General features: G+C 72.3%; 4 protein-coding genes. 1 reads left to right on the top strand and 3 read right to left on the bottom strand.

Annotated elements, in window-relative coordinates; all coding sequences use genetic code 11:
- Window positions 1-86: 86 nt before the first annotated feature.
- Window positions 87-584, top strand: a complete 498-nt coding sequence (locus DEIPI_RS0107805) for a hypothetical protein (protein ID WP_027481403.1) — start codon at window positions 87-89, stop codon at window positions 582-584.
- A gap of 103 nt (window positions 585-687) precedes the next feature.
- On the opposite strand, the gene miaB is transcribed toward DEIPI_RS0107805, so the two are convergent.
- The 3 genes from miaB to DEIPI_RS29505 form a co-directional block, all read right to left on the bottom strand.
- Window positions 688-2070: a tRNA (N6-isopentenyl adenosine(37)-C2)-methylthiotransferase MiaB gene (gene miaB / locus DEIPI_RS0107810; RefSeq protein ID WP_027481404.1), complete on the bottom strand. Its 1383-nt coding sequence runs from the start codon at window positions 2068-2070 to the stop codon at window positions 688-690.
- A gap of 148 nt (window positions 2071-2218) precedes the next feature.
- Window positions 2219-2554 (bottom strand): DUF2171 domain-containing protein, encoded by a 336-nt coding sequence (locus DEIPI_RS0107815; protein ID WP_027481405.1) that lies wholly within the window; start codon window positions 2552-2554, stop codon window positions 2219-2221.
- Between the two features lie 77 nt (window positions 2555-2631).
- Window positions 2632-3608, bottom strand: a 977-nt coding sequence (locus DEIPI_RS29505) for an NAD(P)/FAD-dependent oxidoreductase (protein ID WP_045233927.1), incomplete at its 5' end; no start/stop codon positions are given.

A 3608-nucleotide genomic window follows, 5' to 3' on the forward strand; every position in this document is an offset into this window, starting at 1 on the left:
GGGCGCGGCCACGCCCCCCGCGCGGTGAAGGTCGGGTGAACACCCCCGGTCAGTCCCGTGTCATGCGCGCCGTCTAGGCTGCGCGCATGACCCGACGCCGCCTGCCCGTCCTGGGCCTCGCCCTACTGCTTTCCGCCGCCGCCCTCGCCCAGACGTCCACCCCGCCCGCCACACCCGACACGCCCGCCGGTCCGCCCGTCTCCACGACCGTCACGGGCGCCGCCGCGAGCGCGCGCACCACGACGGGCGCGGCGGGCGTGAAGGTCGACCTCACCCTCAGGAACACCACCGCCACGGACGTGGCCCTCATGGCGGGCCGCTCGAACTCGCAGCAGTGCGCCTTCCCGCCGCACGTGCGCGTCCTGCGCGTCGGCACGCGCGAGGTCGTCTACCCCTCCGGCGAGCCGCGCATCTGCACGCAGGAGCTCCGCACCGAGACCGTCACGGCGAACGGCACCCTCACGCTGTCGCGCACGCTGGACCTGCCCGCCGGGGAGTACGTGGTGGAGGTCTGGTGGCAGGGCTTCGCGAACGACGAGGCCGCCAAGGTGCCCGCCCAGCCCGTCCGCGTGACGGTGCAGTAGAGCCGTCAGCCGTCAGCGGTCAGCCGTCAGTGCTCAGCGTGAAGGGCAGTCCATTCCGGGCTGCCCTTCACGCTGAGCGCCGATCACCGAAAGCCGACCGCTCCTACGCCATCGGCAGGGGGTTCGCGAGGGCCGCCGCCTCCGGCGTGAACCTCGGCAGTTCCGGCAGCAGTTCGCCGTCCGCGCCGACGAGGCGGCCGTACATCATGTGCGGCGTGACGTGCTCGATGCGGGCGGTGTAGATGCCGGGCCGGTCCGCGCCGACCGCCTTGCTCACGACGACGGGGTGGTTGCCGCGCGTGTGGCCCTCCAGGAAGGCCGCGTCGTGCGCGTCTCCGCGCAGCAGCACCTGCAGGTCGCGGCCCACGTACGCCGCGTTCTTCCTCAGCGCCCACGCCTTCTGCTTCTCGATGAGCCGCCCGAGCCGCTCGGTCTTCACTTCGCGCGGAAGGTCCTCGAAGTGGTGGTAGCTGGGCGTGCCGGGCCGCGCGCTGTAGATGAACATGTACGCGTGGTCGTAGCCGACCTCGTCGTAGAGGGAGAGCGTCTCCTGGAAGTCCTCCTCCGTCTCGCCGGGAAAGCCCACGATGATGTCGGTGCTCAGCACGGCGTTCGGGAGGTGCCGCTTGATGGTCTCCACGTGCTCCAGGTAGCGCTCGCGGGTGTACTCGCGCGCCATGCGGCGCAGCACGCGCGAGCTGCCGGACTGCACCGGCAGATGGATGAAATCGCAGACGGCGGGCGTGTCGCGCATGGCGAGCACCACGTCCTCCGTGAAGTTCATGGGGTGGCTGGTGGTGAACTTGATGCGTTCCACGCCGCTCGCGCCGACCATGCGCAGCAGTTCCGCGAAGGTGGGGATGCCGGGCACGCGCCGCCCGCCGTCGAAGCCGTACGCGTTCACGTTCTGCCCCAGCAGCGTGACCTCGCGGACGCCCGCCGCGAGGAGCGTGTCGAGCTCGCGCAGGATCCCGTCCGCCGGGCGGCTCACCTGCGGGCCGCGCGTGGTCGGGACGATGCAGTACGTGCAGTGGTGGTCGCAGCCGCGCATGATCGTGAGGTGCGCCTGCAGCTTCCCCTGCGGGGGAGGCGGGACGTGGTCGTGCAGGTCGTCCTTGAACTGGAGTCCCCAGAAGCGCCCGTTGTTTTCGAGCGCCGCGCCGATGTCGAGGAGGCTGCCGGGTCCGAGCAGCACGTCCACCTCGAACTTGCGCGCCATCTGCTGGCCCTCCTCCAGCTGGGCGAGGCAGCCCATCACGCCGATCACGAGGCCGCGCGCGTGCTTGAGCTTGCGCAGCTCCCCGAGGAGCGTGCGGACCTTCTCGACGGGCTTGCCGCGCACCGCGCAGGTGTTCACCAGCACGAAGTCGGCGGCGTCCACCGAGTCCACCATGTCGACGCCCAGGGAGACCAGCTGGCTCTCCACGAGGTGGGTGTCGTACTCGTTCATCTGACACCCGTAGGTGATGATGTGTGCCTTGGTCATCGTGTCTCCAGGCCCCGCGAGCGGGGCAACACGACATTTTAAGGGATGATGGGCTCCACGGGTGAAGTCGCCCGCGCGGACCGCGCGAGGCGGACCGCCAGAGGAAGGGAGGCGGGCACGGTGCCCGCCTCCCTTCCTCTGGCGTTCGCTACTGCTGGTCGTTTCTCTGCTCGCCCTTCTTGTGGAGGCGTTCGCCCTTGACCTCGCTGCGTTCGTGCCGCTGGTGGGCCTCGGTCACGTAGGGGTGGCCGTTGGGGTTCTCGTCCCGCCAGGTGCCGCGGGCCTCGTCGGCGCTGACGTTGAGGAACACGTCCTGCTCGACGCGCATGATGAGCCCGTCGGGAATCCAGTGCTCGTCGCCGTTGGTGACGACCTTGAGGTAGTCCCCTTCGAGCCTGAGGGTCCGGGCGATCTCCACGCCGTCCTGATCGCGGACGCGCATGTCGTGCTGGATGGAGCGTCGGGTGTTCGGGTCGACTGCCATGCTGCACCTCCTGCTCCGTTGTAGTCGCCGCGCTCGTGAGGCGCGCGAGAGGACGCCCGGGCGCGTCCTGAACGCCCTCACATGTTGGGGTCGTAGCGGCGCAGCCAGCGTCCGTCCGCGCGGTGCTTCAGGGCGAGGAACGCTCGTCCGCGCAGCCCGACCGGGCCCAGGGCGCACAGGGCCTCGGACGCGCCGGTGGAGACGAGGTAGGGCGCCACCGGGTAGGGCCGCCAGGGCGCCAGCCGCACGCGCGCGAGGTCATCGCCGCGCTCCACGGCCCGCACGAGAAGGTCGGCGTTCGCGAGGAGGGCGGGGCCCTGCTTCACGGCGTGCACGCCCGAGCGCGCGAGGTGCTCGTGCCCGGCGACGGCGGCGCAGTCGCCGCTCGCGAGGAGCCACTCCGAACCTTCCACCCGCAGGTCACGCCCGACCCGCACGAGGCCCCGGTGGGTGAGCGGCAGGCCGGAGGCGCGCGGCAGGGGGTGGGGCCCCGTGCCGGTGGCCCACACGACGGCGTCCGCGTGGAGGTCCTCGCCGCCGCGCAGGGTGACGCCGCGCGCGTGAGCGGTCTCGGCCTGCGCGCCGAGGCGGACGTCCACGCCGCGCTCGCGCAGCAGTTGCAGCGCTCGCCGCCCGAGGGACGCGGAGAACTCCGGCAGGAGCCGGTCGGCGGGCTCCACGAGGGTGACGCGCAGCGCCTCACGGGGGAAGCGGGCGCTGACGTTGAGGGCGATCTCGGTGCCCGCCGCGCCGCCCCCGACGAGCACCAGGGTGCGGGCCTGCCCCGAGTCCCCGTCCAGCCACGCGCCGAGCCGGGCGAGCGACAGGGCGGGCTTGGCGAGGACGGCGTTCCCGGCGTGCTCGCGCGCGGCGCTCTCGCCGCCCACGTCGAGGACGGCGACGTCGGCGGGCACGCGTTCGCCGCTTTCCGTGACGATCTCGCGCGTGTGGACGTCCACGCGCGTGGCGCGTTCCGGCACGAGGCGCACGCGCGCGGCGAGGGCGAGACGCAGCAGGTCCACGCGGACGTCCTCCTCGCGGAAGCGGCCGCCGA

The organism is Deinococcus pimensis DSM 21231 (assembly GCF_000519345.1).
In the GTDB taxonomy this organism is placed as follows: Bacteria; Deinococcota; Deinococci; order Deinococcales; family Deinococcaceae; genus Deinococcus_A; species Deinococcus_A pimensis.